Genomic DNA, 14,915 nt, shown 5'->3' on the forward strand with positions numbered 1-14,915 from the left:
CTGCTGATCCCGGCAAGTCGCAACTTGGTGCATGAATTGTCTGCGCGAACTGCTTTGGTGCTTTTTTAGCCTTCAGGTCTGCCAACCCCATGGAAAATCTGCAAAGCGCTGTGGACAGTCTGGTCCATAGCTCCAATACGTTGTTCATTCTGATCGGCGCGGTCATGGTGCTGGCGATGCACGCCGGTTTCGCCTTTCTTGAAGTCGGCACGGTTCGACAAAAGAACCAGGTCAACGCCTTGTCGAAGATCCTCAGCGATTTCGCCATTTCGACCCTGGCCTACTTCTTTATAGGCTATTGGATTTCCTATGGGGTGACCTTCATGCAACCGGCGGCTGTGATCAATGCGGATCATGGCTATGGGCTGGTGAAGTTTTTCTTCCTGCTGACCTTTGCTGCGGCGATACCCGCGATCATTTCCGGCGGCATCGCCGAGCGTGCCCGCTTCGTTCCGCAGTTGTGCGCAACGGCACTGATCGTGGCGTTCATCTATCCGTTCTTCGAGGGCATGATCTGGAACGGCAACTTTGGCTTGCAAGCCTGGTTGCTGGAGCGCTTTGGCGCCAGCTTCCATGATTTCGCCGGCTCGGTGGTGGTCCACGCCATGGGTGGTTGGCTGGCTCTGGCGGCGGTGTTGTTGCTCGGGCCGCGCAATGGTCGTTATCGCGAAGGGCGATTGGTGGCGTTCGCGCCCTCGAGCATTCCCTTTTTGGCGTTGGGGTCGTGGATCCTGATCGTTGGCTGGTTCGGTTTCAACGTGATGAGCGCGCAAACCCTGCAAGGTGTCAGCGGACTGGTGGCGGTGAACTCGCTGATGGCCATGGTCGGCGGTACCGTGGCGGCGCTGATCGTCGGGCGCAATGACCCGGGTTTTCTGCATAACGGCCCGCTGGCCGGACTGGTGGCGATCTGTGCCGGTTCCGATCTGATGCACCCGGTGGGCGCGCTGATCACGGGCGTCATCGCCGGCGCATTGTTTGTCTGGTGCTTCACTGCGGCTCAAGTCAAATGGCGCATCGACGATGTGTTGGGCGTTTGGCCGTTGCATGGTTTGTGCGGCGTCTGGGGCGGGATCGCCTGCGGCATCTTCGGCCAGAGCGCATTGGGTGGGCTGGGCGGCGTGAGTCTGATCAGCCAGTTGATCGGCACCGCGCTGGGGGTGGTCGTGGCGCTGGCCGGTGGCTTTGCCGTGTATGGCGCGATCAAGGCGTTCCATGGTCTGCGCCTGAGTCAGGAAGAAGAGTATTACGGCGCGGACTTGTCGGTGCACAAGATCGGCGCCGTCAGTCAGGACTAGGTCTCTTCGTCGTCAGCGCCTGGATAGAAACCGTGCAGCAGGCGATAGCGGTCGTGCCGAATCTGGTCGGCCCGCTCCTGTACCTGATACGCGGGTAATCCCAGCATGATCAGCGCGTGGGAGGCGAGCATCAGGCTCGACTCCAGCAGTTCGGGCACGACTTCGCTGGCGCCGGCTGCCTTCAACTCGGCCAGTTGGCTGTCGTCGCGCGTGCGCACCAGAATCGGCACGGTCGCGTTGAGTCGCCGCGCTTCCTTGAGGATCAGCAATGCGATGTCACTCTGATCCACGGCGATCACCAGCAGCCTGGCGCGCTCCAGCCCTATCGCGACCAGCAGTTCACCGCGGCGTGAGTCGCCATAATGCACGCAGGTTTCACCGACGGCGGCTTCCTGGACACGCACCGGATCAGTATCCAGTGCGATGTAGGGTTGCTGCGCGTTGCGTAGCGCGCGTCCGATTGACTGACCTACACGACCGTAGCCACATATAACGACATGGTTGTGTAACCCGGCATTGAGCGCGCTGATTTCTTCAAGTTTTGCTTCTTCGTTGGGTTTGCGGTGCAGGCGTGTGGCGATGTGGGGGGCGGCGCGCAGCAACAACGGCGTGACGAGCATCGAACAGAAGGTCGCCGCCAGCAGCAGGCCGCCAAAATCAGCGGGCATCAATTTGTTCTGCTGCATCTGTGCCATCAGTGCAAAGCAGAACTCGCCGCCCTGGGCCAATGCCAGGCCGCTGCGCCAGGCGGTTTCGCCATCGCTGCCACGCCATTTGACCAGCAGCGCAACGACGCTGCCCTTGAGCAGCAACAACCCCAGGGTCAGGCCGAGAATAAGCAGGCCGTGGCTGGCGAACAACTGCAAGTCGATCAGCATGCCGATACTGACGAAGAACAGCCCGAGCAGAATGTCGCGGAACGGACGGATGTCGGCCTCGATCTGATGCCGGTAATGGCTTTCCCCCAGCAGCATGCCGGCGAGAAATGCACCCAGGGCAGGGGAGAGACCGAGCAGGTGCGTCAGCCACGCCGTCAGCAGAACAATCACCAGCGCCAGTAGCACGAACAGTTCCGGGGAACGGGCAGCCGCCACTTCATGGAACAGCCGCGGCAGCAACCAGCGACTGGCCAGCAGCAGGCCGACGAACAATACGACGGTTTTACCCAGCGTCAGTGGCAGCGCCCAATACCAGGCCTGATCGCTGCTGCCAGCGAACACGGGCACCAGGGTCAGCAGCAACACAGCCACGACGTCCTGGAACAGCAATACGGCAATGGCATTCTGGCCGTGACTGCTGAAAATCTCGCCGAGACTGCTCAGCTCTTTACTGACAATGGCCGTGGAAGACAGCGACAGGCCGGCGCCGAGTAACAGCGCAGGCGTGATCGACACGCCGAGCAGCATCAGCAAACCACCTAGCAGCATCCCGGAACACAGCACCTGCAGACTGCCAAGCCCGAACACCACTCGGCGCAACACGAGCATTTTCGACAGGGAGAACTCCAGACCAAGGGAGAACAGCAGAAACACCACGCCCAACTCGGCGAGGTCCGGCAGTTCTTCGCTTTCATTCACCCAGTTGAATGCAGTTGGCCCGACGATCAGCCCCACGCACAAGTAGCCCAGCACCGGTGGCAATCGCAGGCGCTGGAACAGTGCAATCACCACCAGGGAGGAGGCGAGGATGATCAACAGGTTAGCGAACACAAAAAACTCCGGTGGTGGGCGCTGGCAATTCAAGCGTAGAGGCAAATAGTCTGTGAGCATCGCGCAAAGGATATTGAAAGCGACTGATGTGCGTCAGCGTATTGCCGCGATCCATTGCGGTTATGGCCCAAGGGTAGAGTATTCAATGGCTCGACGGCTTTTCGGGGCGGGCCTAGAATGATGACTTAATTTTTTCGGTTGAGCGCTCATGCTTCCTGAATGTCAGCTGTTCGGCACCCTTGGGTGTCATCTCTGTGAAGTCGCCGAAGCCATGCTGATGGAATTTGTCGAGCGCGGTCTGCTGGTGGAACTGGTGGATATTGCGGACGACGAAACATGGTTCGAAGCTTACAGTCTGCGTATTCCGATATTACGGCGGGTCGATACTGGCGCTGAGTTGGGCTGGCCGTTCAGTGCCGATCAGGTAGTGGCGTTCCTGCGTTAAGCGGTTGCTGCGGTGGCGTTGTTCCGGCTGTCGAACTTTGCGATGGATCCCCTTGGCTTTACCGGTACTGATCGGATACTGTATGCGCATACAGTTATTCGTGATGCCTGCCTTGTACCTCTGGTTTTCGGGTTTGGGCAGGCGGTCCGGGCGTAAGAGGGATGAATCGTGGTCAATGTCGAACAATTGAAGAACAGCGTGAACCGGATGTCGGCAGACGTGGTGCGCGAGGCAGTCCTCGAATTGCGTCTGGATGGCTTGGTGACAGAAGGAAAAACTCCCTTCAATAAACTGCATTTCAATACCTGTTTCGCCGAAATCGAAGCCTTGTTCCAGCGCGCGGGTTATCACCGGCAGCTGGATGTCGTGGGCTATCAGGGCTTGTTGTATGCGCTTTATGATCCTGGTCGCTGGGAGGCAGTCGATGTGCTGCGCTGGCTCAAGGAGTTCACCGAAGCGGCAGCGCGCGCGCAGATACCGGCATGAGGATTCTCTTCTAGGTTCGTTCCGGCCGCTGTTGGATAATGCCGCCCTGTATTGAGGGTTAGAACTTTCGTATGTCCACTTCAACTTTTTCTGCTGCACACAACCAGGCCAGCACGCTCTACTTGCCGCCTGGTCCGTGGCAGACCGTACTCGATTGTCTGTGCGAACACTTCAGCGCCATCGGTCGTGAACAATGGCTGGACAGAATCGCTCGCGGTCGTGTCCTCGACGGTCACGGAATGCCGATCGCCCTTGATCTGCCTTACAAGGAAGGCTTGCGGATTCATTATTTCCGTGAGGTGCCGGACGAAAAGCCGATCCCGGTGGTTGAGTCGATTCTGTACGCGGATGAGCATCTGGTCGTGGCGGACAAGCCGCATTTTCTGCCAGTGACTCCGGCGGGTGAATACGTGGAGCAGACCCTGTTGCGACGACTGATCCGTCGACTCGATAACCCGCATCTGGTGCCTTTGCATCGCATTGACCGGCATACGGCGGGGCTGGTGCTGTTTTCCGCCAACCCTCAGAGCCGTTCTGCCTATCAGTCGTTGTTTCCTACGCGGCAAATCGAAAAGCGCTACGAGGCAATTGCCCGAGCGTTGCCCGAACTCTCATTTCCATTGGTCCATAAGAGCCGGCTCATTGATGGCGAGCCTTTTTTCCGCATGCAGGAAGGTCCGGGCGTCAGCAATACCGAGACGGCTGTCGAAGTCAGGGAGAAGAACGGTGATCTCTGGCGTTATGCGCTTTACCCGGTGACTGGCAAGAAGCATCAGTTACGGGTGCACATGACAGCCTTGGGCGCCAGCATCTGCAACGACCCGTTTTATCCGCAGGTACTCAAGGATGTTGAGGATGACTATGCCAATCCTTTGAAACTGCTCGCTCAGGGGCTACGGTTTGTGGACCCGGTCACCGGCCAGGAAAGAGCATTCGAAAGCACCATCACCCTGCAGTGGTGATCACGAAGTTCAGCGAGTCTGTTGATCTTCAGCCACGAAAAAGCCCGCATAAAGCGGGCTTTTCCATATCCGGTTGTTACCGCAAAAATTACAGCTCTTTAACGGTACGAACCTGATCCTTGTTGATGCGGGTCTGCTTGCCATCCAGTTGTTCGAATTCGTAGAAACCCGAATCCTTATCGTACTTTGGCGCGTCGACAGCCTGGATTTCTCGACCGTCATTCAAGGTGATCACTGTAGGCGATGCGCAACCGGCGAGGGTAGCGAGACCCAGTGCGAGCATGAAAGTGGCGAGGGGCCGTTGAGTCATGAGTGTGTCTCCGAATATGAATTCTTTTGGTTACCGAGCTTGAGACGTGTACAGCGAGCGCAAGTTCCTTCTCCTGTCAGTCTGACACAGTGTTGTGGACACTTAATAGTTCTGGTGTGTTGAGGTTGGCCAGGCGTGGGTCATTGTCGGGGCATTGCAGGGCGGTAGCGCCCAGTTTGCGCATCAGGCGACCCGGGCTGCGTTCGCCGTCGTTCCAGGCACTGTCGAAATCGGCCGAGAGTGCCACGGGGATGATGCACAGCAGAGGCTCCCAATGTTCGCCATGGCGCAGCATCAGCGGTTGGTCCGGGTGCTGGCTGGCGGCGTCGCGCATGCTATTGAGCAGCGCGGCGTCGATGCGTGGTACGTCACACGGCAGTACCAGCAGATGCGTATGGCGGGCGGCCTTCAGGCCTGCGCGAATACCGGCCAGGGGGCCAGGAAAGTCGCCTTCATCGTCATGAACCAGCTGGTCGGCGTAGGGCGCGTACTTTTCCAGGTTTCTGTTGCAGGAGATGATCAGGTCATCGCTCAGTGAACGGGTCTTGCGGTGCAAGTGGGCAATCAATGGCTCGCCGTGCCATTCCAGCAGCCCTTTGTCCTGACCGCCCATGCGTTGGCCACGACCACCTGCCAGGAGCAGAATGGAACAGGGCGGCAAATGTGTATTCGAGGTCATGGCAGGTCTCCATGGGGGCGGCGAAAAAATGAGGCGCTGTGATATAACACCGGGCTGTTTCTCCTACAACTGGATGAGCCTATGAAAGCCAAGGCTGATGTACCTTTCGCACCGCTCAACATCGCGGTGCTGACGGTCAGCGATACCCGTACCCTGGAAACCGATACCTCCGGCCAGGTCTTCGTCGACGGTTTGAGTGCTGCCGGGCATAACCTGGCGGCCCGGGTTCTACTCAAAGATGATCTCTACAAAATTCGCGCGCAAGTCGCCAACTGGATTGCCGACGATGTCGTGCAGGTGGTGCTGATCACTGGCGGTACCGGTTTTACGGGACGCGACAGCACCCCGGAAGCGGTAAGTTGCCTGCTCGACAAACAGGTCGACGGTTTTGGTGAGCTGTTCAGGCAGATATCGGTGGCGGATATTGGCACCTCTACCGTTCAGTCCCGTGCCTTGGCCGGCCTGGCTAATGGCACGCTGGTCTGCTGCCTGCCAGGTTCGACAAATGCCGTACGCACCGGTTGGGATGGCATTCTTGCCGAGCAACTGGATTCGCGGCACCGCCCGTGCAATTTCGTCGCTCATCTCAAACAGGCGGCACCCTGTGAATCCCGCGGGTAAGCCAGGCAAGACTGGCAGTCTGATGGCTGTCGAGGTGGCACTGGCACGCTTGCTGGCAATGGCCGAAGCTTCACCGATTTGTGAGCGTGAACGCTTGCCATTGGCGCAGGTTCAGGGTCGGGTGCTGGCCGATGACCTGGTCTCGACACTTGATCTGCCACCGTGGCCCAACAGTGCCATGGACGGCTATGCCTTGCGCGTGGCCGACTGGACTGGAGAGCCATTGGTGGTCAGCCAGAAGATTTTTGCCGGTCTGGCTCCGGAGCCCTTGAAGCCTGGTACCTGTGCACGAATCTTCACCGGTGCGCCAGTGCCCGCCGGTGCAGATTGCGTCGAGATGCAGGAAAACACCGAGGTTCAGGCAGATGAGCGAGTACGTTTCACCGAAACCATGACCCCGGGACAAAACATTCGTCCTCAAGGCCAGGAAGCTACTGTCGGTGAATTGATTCTGCCCGCCGGCACGCGCCTCGGGCCGATCGAACAGGGGTTGGCTGCATCGCTGGGATGCGCAGAGCTGAACGTGATTCGCAAGGTTCGCGTTGCTGTTCTGTCCACCGGGGATGAACTGATTGAACCGGGTCAGGCTCTGGGGCCGGGGCAGATCTACAACAGCAATCGAGTGTTGTTGTGCAGTTGGCTGCAGCGCCTGGGCTGTGAGGTGATCGATGCCGGAATTCTTCCGGATGATTTAGCGGCCACCCGCACTCAACTGGGTGAATTGAAAGATGTCGATCTGATCCTTTCCACCGGTGGTGTCTCGGTGGGAGAGGCTGACTTTCTGGGCATTGCCTTGCGTGAAGAGGGCGAGTTGACGTTGTGGAAACTCGCCATCAAACCCGGCAAACCGCTGACATTCGGGCATTTTCGCGGCGTACCTGTGATTGGTTTGCCTGGCAATCCGGCTTCAACGCTGGTGACCTTTGCTTTGTTGGCAAGGCCCTATCTCTTGCGCCGACAGGGTGTAAAAGAGGTTGAGCCCCTGAAGTTTCAGGTGCCTGCAGGGTTTGCATGGCCAAAAGCAGGCAATCGACGCGAGTACTTGCGCGGACGTCTGGAGAATGGCCGGGCGATTATCTACAGGAATCAGAGTTCTGGTGTACTGCGTAGCGCTGCCTGGGCTGATGGTCTGGTTGAGGTGCTGGAGGATCGCACGCTGATCGAAGGTGACTATGTGAGCTTCATCCCGCTGAGCGAAGTCCTGAGCTGACTCCTGCCGCTGGCTTGCTACGCAAACCCGGTTGATCGAACCGGGTTTTGCGTTCATGGCTTACCCTTGGTGAGCCAGGAGTGTCACGAGCTGGTCGAAACGGCTATTGGCGATCCAGGCCAGCACCCCGATGACGACGGCTGTTCCAATAGCCGAATAGGCAAGCCTGTGTTTTATGGATTTGACGTCACTACGGACTTCATCCATGTCTCGTCGGATGTATTTGAGGTGTGTCTCCAATTCAACGACGCGAGATTCCATAGCAGCTTCTCCAATGGGCTTTGCGCTGTTTTTGAACTCAGCTTGATGATTGGCGAGTTTTTCTGCGAACGGTACGACCGGAATGACCGGTGACCTGATCTCTTGGCTTTGCATGGCACGTCCTTGTGTAGTTCCTGCTGATGTTTGATAACCGCAGGCGCCAAGGTGTACCAATCGCATGGGTCGGTCAATTGAGCCGATTCCTCACTTCTTGTAAGAAAAAACTCCGCCTTGTAGGACGCTATAGGGCTCGACTTCAAATAATTTAAATTCTTGCGACTTTTGTGCGGTGCGACGAGGTCAACATCTCCCATACGGATTCAATCATGGGAGTGACCACTAATGAGCGAACGCAAGGCGCTGTTGATTCTGCATGGCAAGCAAGCGCTCAACGAGGCGGTTCGTTCGGCCGTTGCGGACAAGCGCAAACAGGGTTGGGAGCTGGCCGTTCGAGTAACCTGGGAGGCGGGTGACGCACAGCGTCTGGTAGATGAAGCGCTGGCGGCAGGCTACACGCAGATCATCGCCGGTGGCGGTGACGGTACCTTGCGTGATATTGCCGAAGCCTTGGCGGCGCATTCGACACAGGCCAGTCTGGTACTGATGCCCTTGGGGACCGCCAATGATTTTGCGCGTGCCGCCGGCGTTCCTCTGGAGCCCGCGCAGGCGCTGGAACTTCTCGACGCTGCGCCGAGCGCCATTGATCTGGGGGAGGTCGACGGGCAGGTGTTCCTGAATATGGCCACGGGCGGTTTTGGCAGTCAGGTCACGGCAAACACCTCGGAGGACTTGAAAAAAATCCTCGGGGGCGCGGCTTACCTGTTCACCGGTTTATCGCGCTTCAGTGAGTTGCACGCAGCCTATGGCGAGTTGCAGGGGCCTGATTTCCAGTGGAGTGGCGAGCTGTTGGCATTGGGCATCGGCAATGGCCGACAGGCCGGCGGTGGGCATGTGTTGTGTCCACAAGCGCTTGCTGACGACGGTCTGCTGGACATCAGTATTCTGCCTGCGCCGCAGGAAGTCGTCGGCACCTTGAAAACCCTGCTGGCGGATGGCTTCGGCATCGACAACATGTTTGTGCGAGTCCGGTTGCCATGGGTCGAAATCAAGGTCTCGGAAGGCCTCTACATCAACCTCGATGGCGAACCTCTGGAAGGTGACAACTTGCGTTTCTCGGCACGTCCAGCGGCACTGCGCGTGCATTTGCCTGAAAACTCGCCGCTGCTGGGCTCATCGCAATCGATCAATCATCCAGGCTAATGATCTGCTCGCGAACGGCGAACAGCACCAGGCCCGCCACATCGTAGATCTGCAAGCGCTTCATGATCTGCGAACGGTGGGTTTCAACGGTCTTGATGCTGAGGCCCAGGCCATTGGCAATTTCCCGGGTGGATTTTCCGCGAACGATCAGCCGAAGGATTTCCAGCTGACGCGCCGTCAAGTTGTGCGAGTCGGCAAGTTCCGGCTGGTTTTTCTGCGTTCGGGTCAGGGCCTGGTTGATGACGGTGTGGGCGATGGCCGGGCTCAGGTAGCGTTCGTTGTTACGCAAGGCATCCAGGGCATGTTCGAGCTCGGTGGCCGTTGTGTCCTTGAGCAGGTAGCCATGTGCACCGGATTCCAGTGCCTGCATGATGAGTGCTGGATCAGTGTGCATCGACAGGATCAGCACCTTGCTCTGCGGGCGTACTCGCTTGAGTCGTTGCAAGGCGTCAAGGCCACTGGTTTCCTTCATGGAAATATCCAGCAGGATGATGTCGGGGGACAGTTGCTCGACCATCTCGAGCAACTGCGAGCCGTCATTGGCCTCACCGATTACCGCGTAGCCGGGAATATCCAGCACCAGAGCGCGCACGCCTGCTCTGATAAGCGAGTGGTCATCCACCAGAAGTAAGTTACAAGTCAACGCATAACCTTATTCGTACTGGCCCGTTCGAGCGCACGAGGCGCCCAGGGGAAGAGTGCTTCGATTTGAGTACCTTTGCCCGGTTCGCTGGTCACGCTCAGTGTGCCTCCCAGCTGATTGATCCGTTCCGACATCCCCGCCATTCCACGTTGCCCCTCACGACCTGGATCGGTCGCTGGTGCGAATCCCAGGCCATCGTCACTGATCAACAGTGTCAGGCCCTGAGGTTGACGTTGCAGGCGGACCAACAGATTTTTCGCTTCGGCATGGCGCAATATATTGGTCACCGCTTCCTGGGTGATTCGAAAGGCGGCCAGCGTCATTTCCTCCGGTATACCGGCCAAACGCTGATGGCATTCCAGGCTCCAGTGCACCGGCGTGTTGGCCAGCGTCTTGAGTAAATGCGCCCGCAGACTGGCTTCCAGCCCGAGACTGGTCAGCTGCCTCGGATTGAGAATGGCCGATACGTCTCGCACTTTGGCCAGGGTTTCTTCCAGCGTGTCGCAGAGTACCGAACACTGGCCTTGAAGTTCTTCGGGCATTCGGCGTTTGAGCCAGTCGCTTTGAAGTTTTGCCGCGGTCAGCAATTGGCCGATGTCGTCATGCAGTTCCCGACTGAGCCGGCGACGTTCGTTTTCCTGAACCTCCAACAGCCGGTCAGCCAACTCCTGGGGTTGAAACTTTATCGACTTGCGCGAAAGACAATACTGCACCCAGACGCAGGCCAATGCGGCGAAATTGAGTACCAGCAGACTCAGCGGCAGGCGAGTGGACAGGCTATAAATCAGCAGGCAGCCAAGGGCCGAGCAGGTACACAACACAAGCGTGACCAGGCGGGCGTTTTTTCGGGAGAGTGGCTTTAGGGTGATCGACTTGAGGCTGGCGTACATAGCGGATGGAGCCAATGGATGTTCGCTGCGGGAAGACCGGTCATCGTGGATGACGGGTCTCTGTCTGGAGTCACTCTGCCATTAATTGACGTCAACTAATGGGCGGCATAATACCACTTAAGATACCGTTGGTCGCGTTTGGTATATAGGTCTGCCGAGTCAGGGAATAAGCGTTTATGGACAGCAGTTCCATAATGGAAAAAGGCGGGTGGCAAGAATGGTTTATTTGTTTTCGAGTTGTTCGTTAGCAGGCATGGAATATTCAATTGCGACATGGGCCCGCTAAAGTTAGAGGGGTAGTCATGGCAATAAAAATTCGCAGCACGGCATGGAGGCCCGATAATTCAGGCTTGCCGACCTGCAAAGGAAACGAGTGTGAACGGTTTGGAATTAGCGGGGGGCTGAAACTGACTGTGTCCGACCTGAAAGGCGAAGGCTTCGATCAGGGATGTCTGTTCGCTGTCATCAAGGCTGAGTTGGCCGGTCTTCTGATCGATAAGCTCGAGTTGCCAGGCGATCAACGTCAGGCAGTCTTTCAGCGCACTCAGGGCCTGGTCGTGTAAATCCATGTGATTCTGGGCATGGCTCAGCAAACCATGGATATGCAACGAAAACTCCGAAACGGCTGCCAGAGCGAGGGCATCAGCCTTGTTGGCCAGTTTGAGCAGGGTGCTAAGCATGCAGTCGATGGCATCCTTGTCATTGCTGATCAGTTGCAAATGACTCAGGCATTCCTCGGTTTTAACCAGGAGTGTCTCTGCTTCGACGAGAAACTCAGGGAGCCGGTGAGCCCATTCTTTACGATCGTTCGGCATGTTTATCTCCACAACGTCATGTCAAATGCGGGAATGTCGTGTGTGTCGACGGGGACGATCAGAGTCCCCGCATTGCCATGCCGTCGTGAGATCGCGCGCCGGCCTGACTGGCTGCAGGCTGGGGAACTCGATAGGGTGGATGGCCACTTACCTGCGATCGCACACAAAAGCCTGACTCCGTTCATGCAATGAGAATGGCGTCACATTAATGGCTATTGGATATTGCGAATATCAGGTTGGACCTGATTGTTACTAGGGGAATCCCTTACACGGGGGAACCAACCGAACGAAACGAGGTCTCGCGGCAGGCAATGGGGCAGATGAAATCGTCTGGCCAGTAAAGCATGATGTTAATGTGACATCAATGTTTGGTCGTGGCATTTTACACGGGGGTCAAGGTCCGGCGAAAACAGCCGATAACCCCCTTTAGTGAATTCATCAGAACAAGCCCAGGAGTCATTGATGGCCGGCATTCTCGACACGGTAGACCAACGCACGCAACTGGTGGGTGAGAATCGCCTGGAAATTCTCATGTTCCGGCTGGCCGGACGTCAATTGTTCGCGATCAACGTGTTCAAAGTGCAGGAAGTGCTGCAACTGCCGAAGCTGACTCTGATGCCCCAACGTCATCCGTTTGTCTGCGGTGTGGTTAATTTGCGTGGCCAGACCCTGCCGGTGATCGACCTGTCCCAGGCCATCGGCATGCGTCCGCTGGTGCCAAGCCCGACCAGTACGATCATCGTTACCGAGTACAACCGTTCGGTGCAGGCGTTCCTGGTCGGTGGCGTGGACCGTATCGTCAACATGAACTGGGAAGCCATTCTGCCGCCACCGGCCAGCGCCGGTCGCCAGCATTACCTGACGGCCATCAGCAAGGTCGACGATCAGTTGGTGGAAATCATCGACGTCGAAAAAGTCCTGGCGGAAATCGTCCCGTACAACGCCAAGGTATCGCGCGACAAACTCGACGATCCGGTTCTGGAACGTGCCCGTGGCCGTGAAGTGCTGCTGGTGGACGACTCGAACGTGGCCCTGTCGCAATTGCGCGACACCCTGGGTCAGTTGGGCGTGAAGATGCACATCGCCAGCGATGGCTTGAAGGCACTGAACATGCTCAAGGCCTGGGCCGATACCGGTGTGAACATGACCGACAAACTGCTGATGATCTTCACCGACGCAGAAATGCCGGAAATGGACGGCTATCGCCTGACCACGGAAATCCGCAACGACCCACGTTTGCGAGGCCTCTACGTGGTTCTGCATACCTCGTTGTCCGGCAGCTTCAACGACTCGATGGTGAAGAAGGTCGGCTGCGACAACTTCCTCTCAAAATTCCAGCCGGACAAACTCGTCGATGTGGTGCGCCAGCGCTTGATGCTCGATGAAGTGCCTGCCTGATAACGGTGCAAGAGGCTGGCCTGAAGTCAGCCTTTGATTCGGCGATCAAGCTCGTATAGGGTGGCGTTTTTGCCCACCAGGGAGCTGGCCATGTTGCGTCTGAGCGCGCTTTATCGTTATCCGTTGAAATCCGGCAAGGGCGAGATCCTGCAGAAGGTCAGCCTCGACAAGCTGGGCCTGGACGGTGATCGACGCTGGATGCTGGTGGACGAGGCCAGCGGGCGCTTTCTGACTCAACGTGCAGTGGCGCAGATGAGTCAGCTGTCGGCGTTGTGGAATGCCGACGGTGGCTTGACCCTCAGTGCGCCGGGCCGCTCACCGATCGAAATCGCCTTGCCTGCCAGCGACGCGGAACTGCGTGGCGTGACCATCTGGCGCGACACACTGCGTGTACCGGATGCCGGTGACGAGGCGGGTGCCTGGGTCAGTGAATTCATTGGCAAACCGACTCGCCTGGTACAAGTCCCTCTTGATCGCGCACGGACCACCCAGGCCGGCTACGGCAAGGATGACGATCAGGTGGCCTTTGCCGATGGCTTTCCGCTGTTGCTGATCGGACAGGCATCGTTGGAAGACTTGTCGCAAAAAGTCGGCCGCCCGCTGGAAATGCTGCGCTTTCGGCCCAACCTGGTGATCGAGGGCAGCGAGGCGTATGCCGAAGATGGCTGGACGCGCATTCGCATCGGCGATGTCGAGTTCCGCGTGGTCAAGTCGTGTTCACGCTGCATTCTGACCACCATCGACCCGCAAACCGGCGAGCGCAGCGATGATCGCGAGCCTCTGGCCACGTTGCAGAAATACCGTGCCGAGGCCGATGGCGCGATGTTCGGACAGAACCTGGTCAACGACAGCAATGGTCAACTTGAGGTCGGTATGCCGGTGACCGTCCTGGAATAAGACCATCTGAATGACTGCCCTTGAATAAAAAATGCCCGTATCCAAGGACACGGGCATTTTTTTGTCGCTGTGAAACCCAGGGGTTTAGCCGCGGTATTCGCACAGGTAAGCGGTGTCGACGGCCACTTTCAGCTGGAACTTGCTGTTGGCGGGTACGTTGAACTGGCTGCCGGCGGCGAAGGTTTCCCAGTCGCTGCTGTCCGGCAGTTTGACGGTCAGGGCGCCGGACACCACGTGCATGATTTCACGCTGGCTGGTGCCGAATTCGTATTCGCCCGGTGCCATGACGCCGAGGGTCGCAGGACCTTCATCGGTGCCAAAGGCGATCGACTTGACGGTGCCGTCGAAGTACTCGTTGACTTTAAACATGGGCGATTCCTCGAAAAGGGCTGAAAAGGGCTGGCCAGTATGCACAAGGCCCATGCCGGCGTCACCTCTCTAAGACGGAAGAACCAGTGGCAATAATCGTGCGGTATTGCGCGCATCTTCCAGCGCCCGATGTTGTTGGCCACTGAACTGCATGCCCGCCAGTTGCAGCGCGCCGTTAAGCCCCAGCGGCCGTTCCAGCCGACGAGCCTTGGCAAAGCGCTGTTTGAGGTTCATGTGCGGCACCCGGCTCAGGGCGCTGTCGAGTTGCAGGCGCTCCCACTCCTGAACCAACTGTTTGCGATCGTAATCGCCCCAACTGACCCAGCCTTCGAGGCGCGAGTGATGCTGGCCGAGCCAGTGTTCGAACGACGCCCAGACCTCACTCAGAGGCTGCGCGGCATCGATGTTGGCCTGGGTGATGCGGGTCAGTTGCCGGCAAAACGGCGTCAGCAAGGGCCGACGCAGCGGCCGGACGAAACGCTGGAAAGCATCCAGTTCGCGTCCCTTGCGGTCCACCAGGGTGGCGCCGATTTCGATGATTTCCATTTCCGTTACTGGCCAACCACCCTCATCGGTGGTGGCTTCTAGATCAATGACCAGCCAGTGAGGCATCGCAGGGTTCCTGGTATCCGCGTCCTGATAGGGCTTGAGCGTAGCCAAAC

General features: G+C 57.8%; 18 protein-coding genes. 9 read left to right on the top strand and 9 right to left on the bottom strand.

Features of this window, described 5'->3' with window-relative positions; all coding sequences use genetic code 11:
• Window positions 1–89: 89 nt before the first annotated feature.
• Complete coding sequence (locus tag KGB23_RS15490; RefSeq protein WP_056742431.1) at window positions 90–1,298, top strand: ammonium transporter; 1,209 nt, start codon at window positions 90–92, stop codon at window positions 1,296–1,298.
• Here KGB23_RS15490 and KGB23_RS15495 read toward each other — a convergent pair.
• Complete coding sequence (locus KGB23_RS15495) at window positions 1,295–3,007, bottom strand: cation:proton antiporter (protein WP_223431707.1); 1,713 nt, start codon at window positions 3,005–3,007, stop codon at window positions 1,295–1,297. The two genes, KGB23_RS15490 and KGB23_RS15495, sit on opposite strands and share 4 nt — an antisense overlap.
• Window positions 3,008–3,215: 208 nt before the next feature.
• Between KGB23_RS15495 and KGB23_RS15500 the strand changes: the two genes are divergently transcribed.
• The 3 genes from KGB23_RS15500 to KGB23_RS15510 all read left to right on the top strand — a co-directional run bounded on the left by KGB23_RS15500 (window position 3,216) and on the right by KGB23_RS15510 (window position 4,900).
• Window positions 3,216–3,452 carry a glutaredoxin family protein gene (locus tag KGB23_RS15500; RefSeq protein WP_046049177.1) on the top strand — a complete coding sequence of 79 codons (237 nt, stop codon included), beginning with the start codon at window positions 3,216–3,218 and terminating at the stop codon, window positions 3,450–3,452.
• Window positions 3,453–3,620: 168 nt separating this feature from the next.
• The gene (locus KGB23_RS15505; protein WP_046049178.1) at window positions 3,621–3,938 is read left to right on the top strand and encodes a hypothetical protein; all 318 of its coding nucleotides are present in this window, start codon (window positions 3,621–3,623) and stop codon (window positions 3,936–3,938) included.
• A gap of 71 nt (window positions 3,939–4,009) precedes the next feature.
• Window positions 4,010–4,900: a pseudouridine synthase gene (locus tag KGB23_RS15510; RefSeq protein WP_223431708.1), complete on the top strand. Its 891-nt coding sequence runs from the start codon at window positions 4,010–4,012 to the stop codon at window positions 4,898–4,900.
• 88 nt (window positions 4,901–4,988) lie between these two features.
• Here the strand turns inward: KGB23_RS15510 and KGB23_RS15515 are convergent, their stop codons facing one another.
• Together KGB23_RS15515 and mobA are read right to left on the bottom strand one after the other, a co-directional pair.
• Entirely contained in the window at window positions 4,989–5,210 is a 222-nt protein-coding gene (locus KGB23_RS15515) for a YgdI/YgdR family lipoprotein (RefSeq protein WP_150656976.1), read from the bottom strand.
• Between the two features lie 76 nt (window positions 5,211–5,286).
• Complete coding sequence (gene mobA / locus KGB23_RS15520; protein WP_223431709.1) at window positions 5,287–5,889, bottom strand: molybdenum cofactor guanylyltransferase MobA; 603 nt, start codon at window positions 5,887–5,889, stop codon at window positions 5,287–5,289.
• An 81-nt stretch (window positions 5,890–5,970) separates the two neighbouring features.
• Between mobA and moaB the strand changes: the two genes are divergently transcribed.
• Window positions 5,971–6,510, top strand: a complete 540-nt coding sequence (moaB, locus tag KGB23_RS15525) for a molybdenum cofactor biosynthesis protein B (RefSeq protein WP_046049182.1) — start codon at window positions 5,971–5,973, stop codon at window positions 6,508–6,510.
• Window positions 6,494–7,720 (top strand): gephyrin-like molybdotransferase Glp, encoded by a 1,227-nt coding sequence (glp, locus tag KGB23_RS15530; protein WP_223431710.1) that lies wholly within the window; start codon window positions 6,494–6,496, stop codon window positions 7,718–7,720. Before moaB ends, glp begins: the two co-directional genes overlap by 17 nt.
• Before the next feature lie 60 nt (window positions 7,721–7,780).
• Here the strand turns inward: glp and KGB23_RS15535 are convergent, their stop codons facing one another.
• Window positions 7,781–8,095, bottom strand: a complete 315-nt coding sequence (locus KGB23_RS15535; RefSeq protein WP_223431711.1) for a hypothetical protein — start codon at window positions 8,093–8,095, stop codon at window positions 7,781–7,783.
• 228 nt (window positions 8,096–8,323) lie between these two features.
• Here KGB23_RS15535 and yegS point away from each other — a divergent pair, with 228 nt between their 5' ends.
• The gene (gene yegS / locus KGB23_RS15540; RefSeq protein WP_223431712.1) at window positions 8,324–9,241 is read left to right on the top strand and encodes a lipid kinase YegS; all 918 of its coding nucleotides are present in this window, start codon (window positions 8,324–8,326) and stop codon (window positions 9,239–9,241) included.
• Here yegS and KGB23_RS15545 read toward each other — a convergent pair.
• The 3 genes from KGB23_RS15545 to KGB23_RS15555 all read right to left on the bottom strand — a co-directional run bounded on the left by KGB23_RS15545 (window position 9,225) and on the right by KGB23_RS15555 (window position 11,589).
• The gene (locus KGB23_RS15545) at window positions 9,225–9,884 is read right to left on the bottom strand and encodes a response regulator transcription factor (protein WP_150656971.1); all 660 of its coding nucleotides are present in this window, start codon (window positions 9,882–9,884) and stop codon (window positions 9,225–9,227) included. The genes yegS and KGB23_RS15545 overlap by 17 nt on opposite strands.
• Window positions 9,881–10,774, bottom strand: coding sequence for a sensor histidine kinase (locus tag KGB23_RS15550; protein WP_150657244.1), 894 nt, complete (start codon window positions 10,772–10,774; stop codon window positions 9,881–9,883). The genes KGB23_RS15545 and KGB23_RS15550 overlap by 4 nt, the downstream gene beginning before the upstream one ends.
• Window positions 10,775–11,118: 344 nt before the next feature.
• The gene (locus KGB23_RS15555; protein WP_150656970.1) at window positions 11,119–11,589 is read right to left on the bottom strand and encodes a hypothetical protein; all 471 of its coding nucleotides are present in this window, start codon (window positions 11,587–11,589) and stop codon (window positions 11,119–11,121) included.
• A 462-nt stretch (window positions 11,590–12,051) separates the two neighbouring features.
• Between KGB23_RS15555 and KGB23_RS15560 the strand changes: the two genes are divergently transcribed.
• Entirely contained in the window at window positions 12,052–12,987 is a 936-nt protein-coding gene (locus KGB23_RS15560) for a chemotaxis protein CheV (protein ID WP_046049189.1), read from the top strand.
• A gap of 90 nt (window positions 12,988–13,077) precedes the next feature.
• Window positions 13,078–13,884 (top strand): MOSC domain-containing protein, encoded by an 807-nt coding sequence (locus tag KGB23_RS15565; RefSeq protein ID WP_223431713.1) that lies wholly within the window; start codon window positions 13,078–13,080, stop codon window positions 13,882–13,884.
• Between the two features lie 84 nt (window positions 13,885–13,968).
• Here the strand turns inward: KGB23_RS15565 and KGB23_RS15570 are convergent, their stop codons facing one another.
• Together KGB23_RS15570 and KGB23_RS15575 are read right to left on the bottom strand one after the other, a co-directional pair.
• Window positions 13,969–14,253: a pyrimidine/purine nucleoside phosphorylase gene (locus tag KGB23_RS15570; RefSeq protein ID WP_223431714.1), complete on the bottom strand. Its 285-nt coding sequence runs from the start codon at window positions 14,251–14,253 to the stop codon at window positions 13,969–13,971.
• A 69-nt stretch (window positions 14,254–14,322) separates the two neighbouring features.
• Window positions 14,323–14,865: an exonuclease domain-containing protein gene (locus KGB23_RS15575; protein ID WP_149629232.1), complete on the bottom strand. Its 543-nt coding sequence runs from the start codon at window positions 14,863–14,865 to the stop codon at window positions 14,323–14,325.
• Between the last annotated feature and the right edge of the window lie 50 nt (window positions 14,866–14,915).

Source organism: Pseudomonas sp. GL-B-26 (assembly GCF_019947405.1).
Lineage (GTDB): Bacteria > Pseudomonadota > Gammaproteobacteria > Pseudomonadales > Pseudomonadaceae > Aquipseudomonas.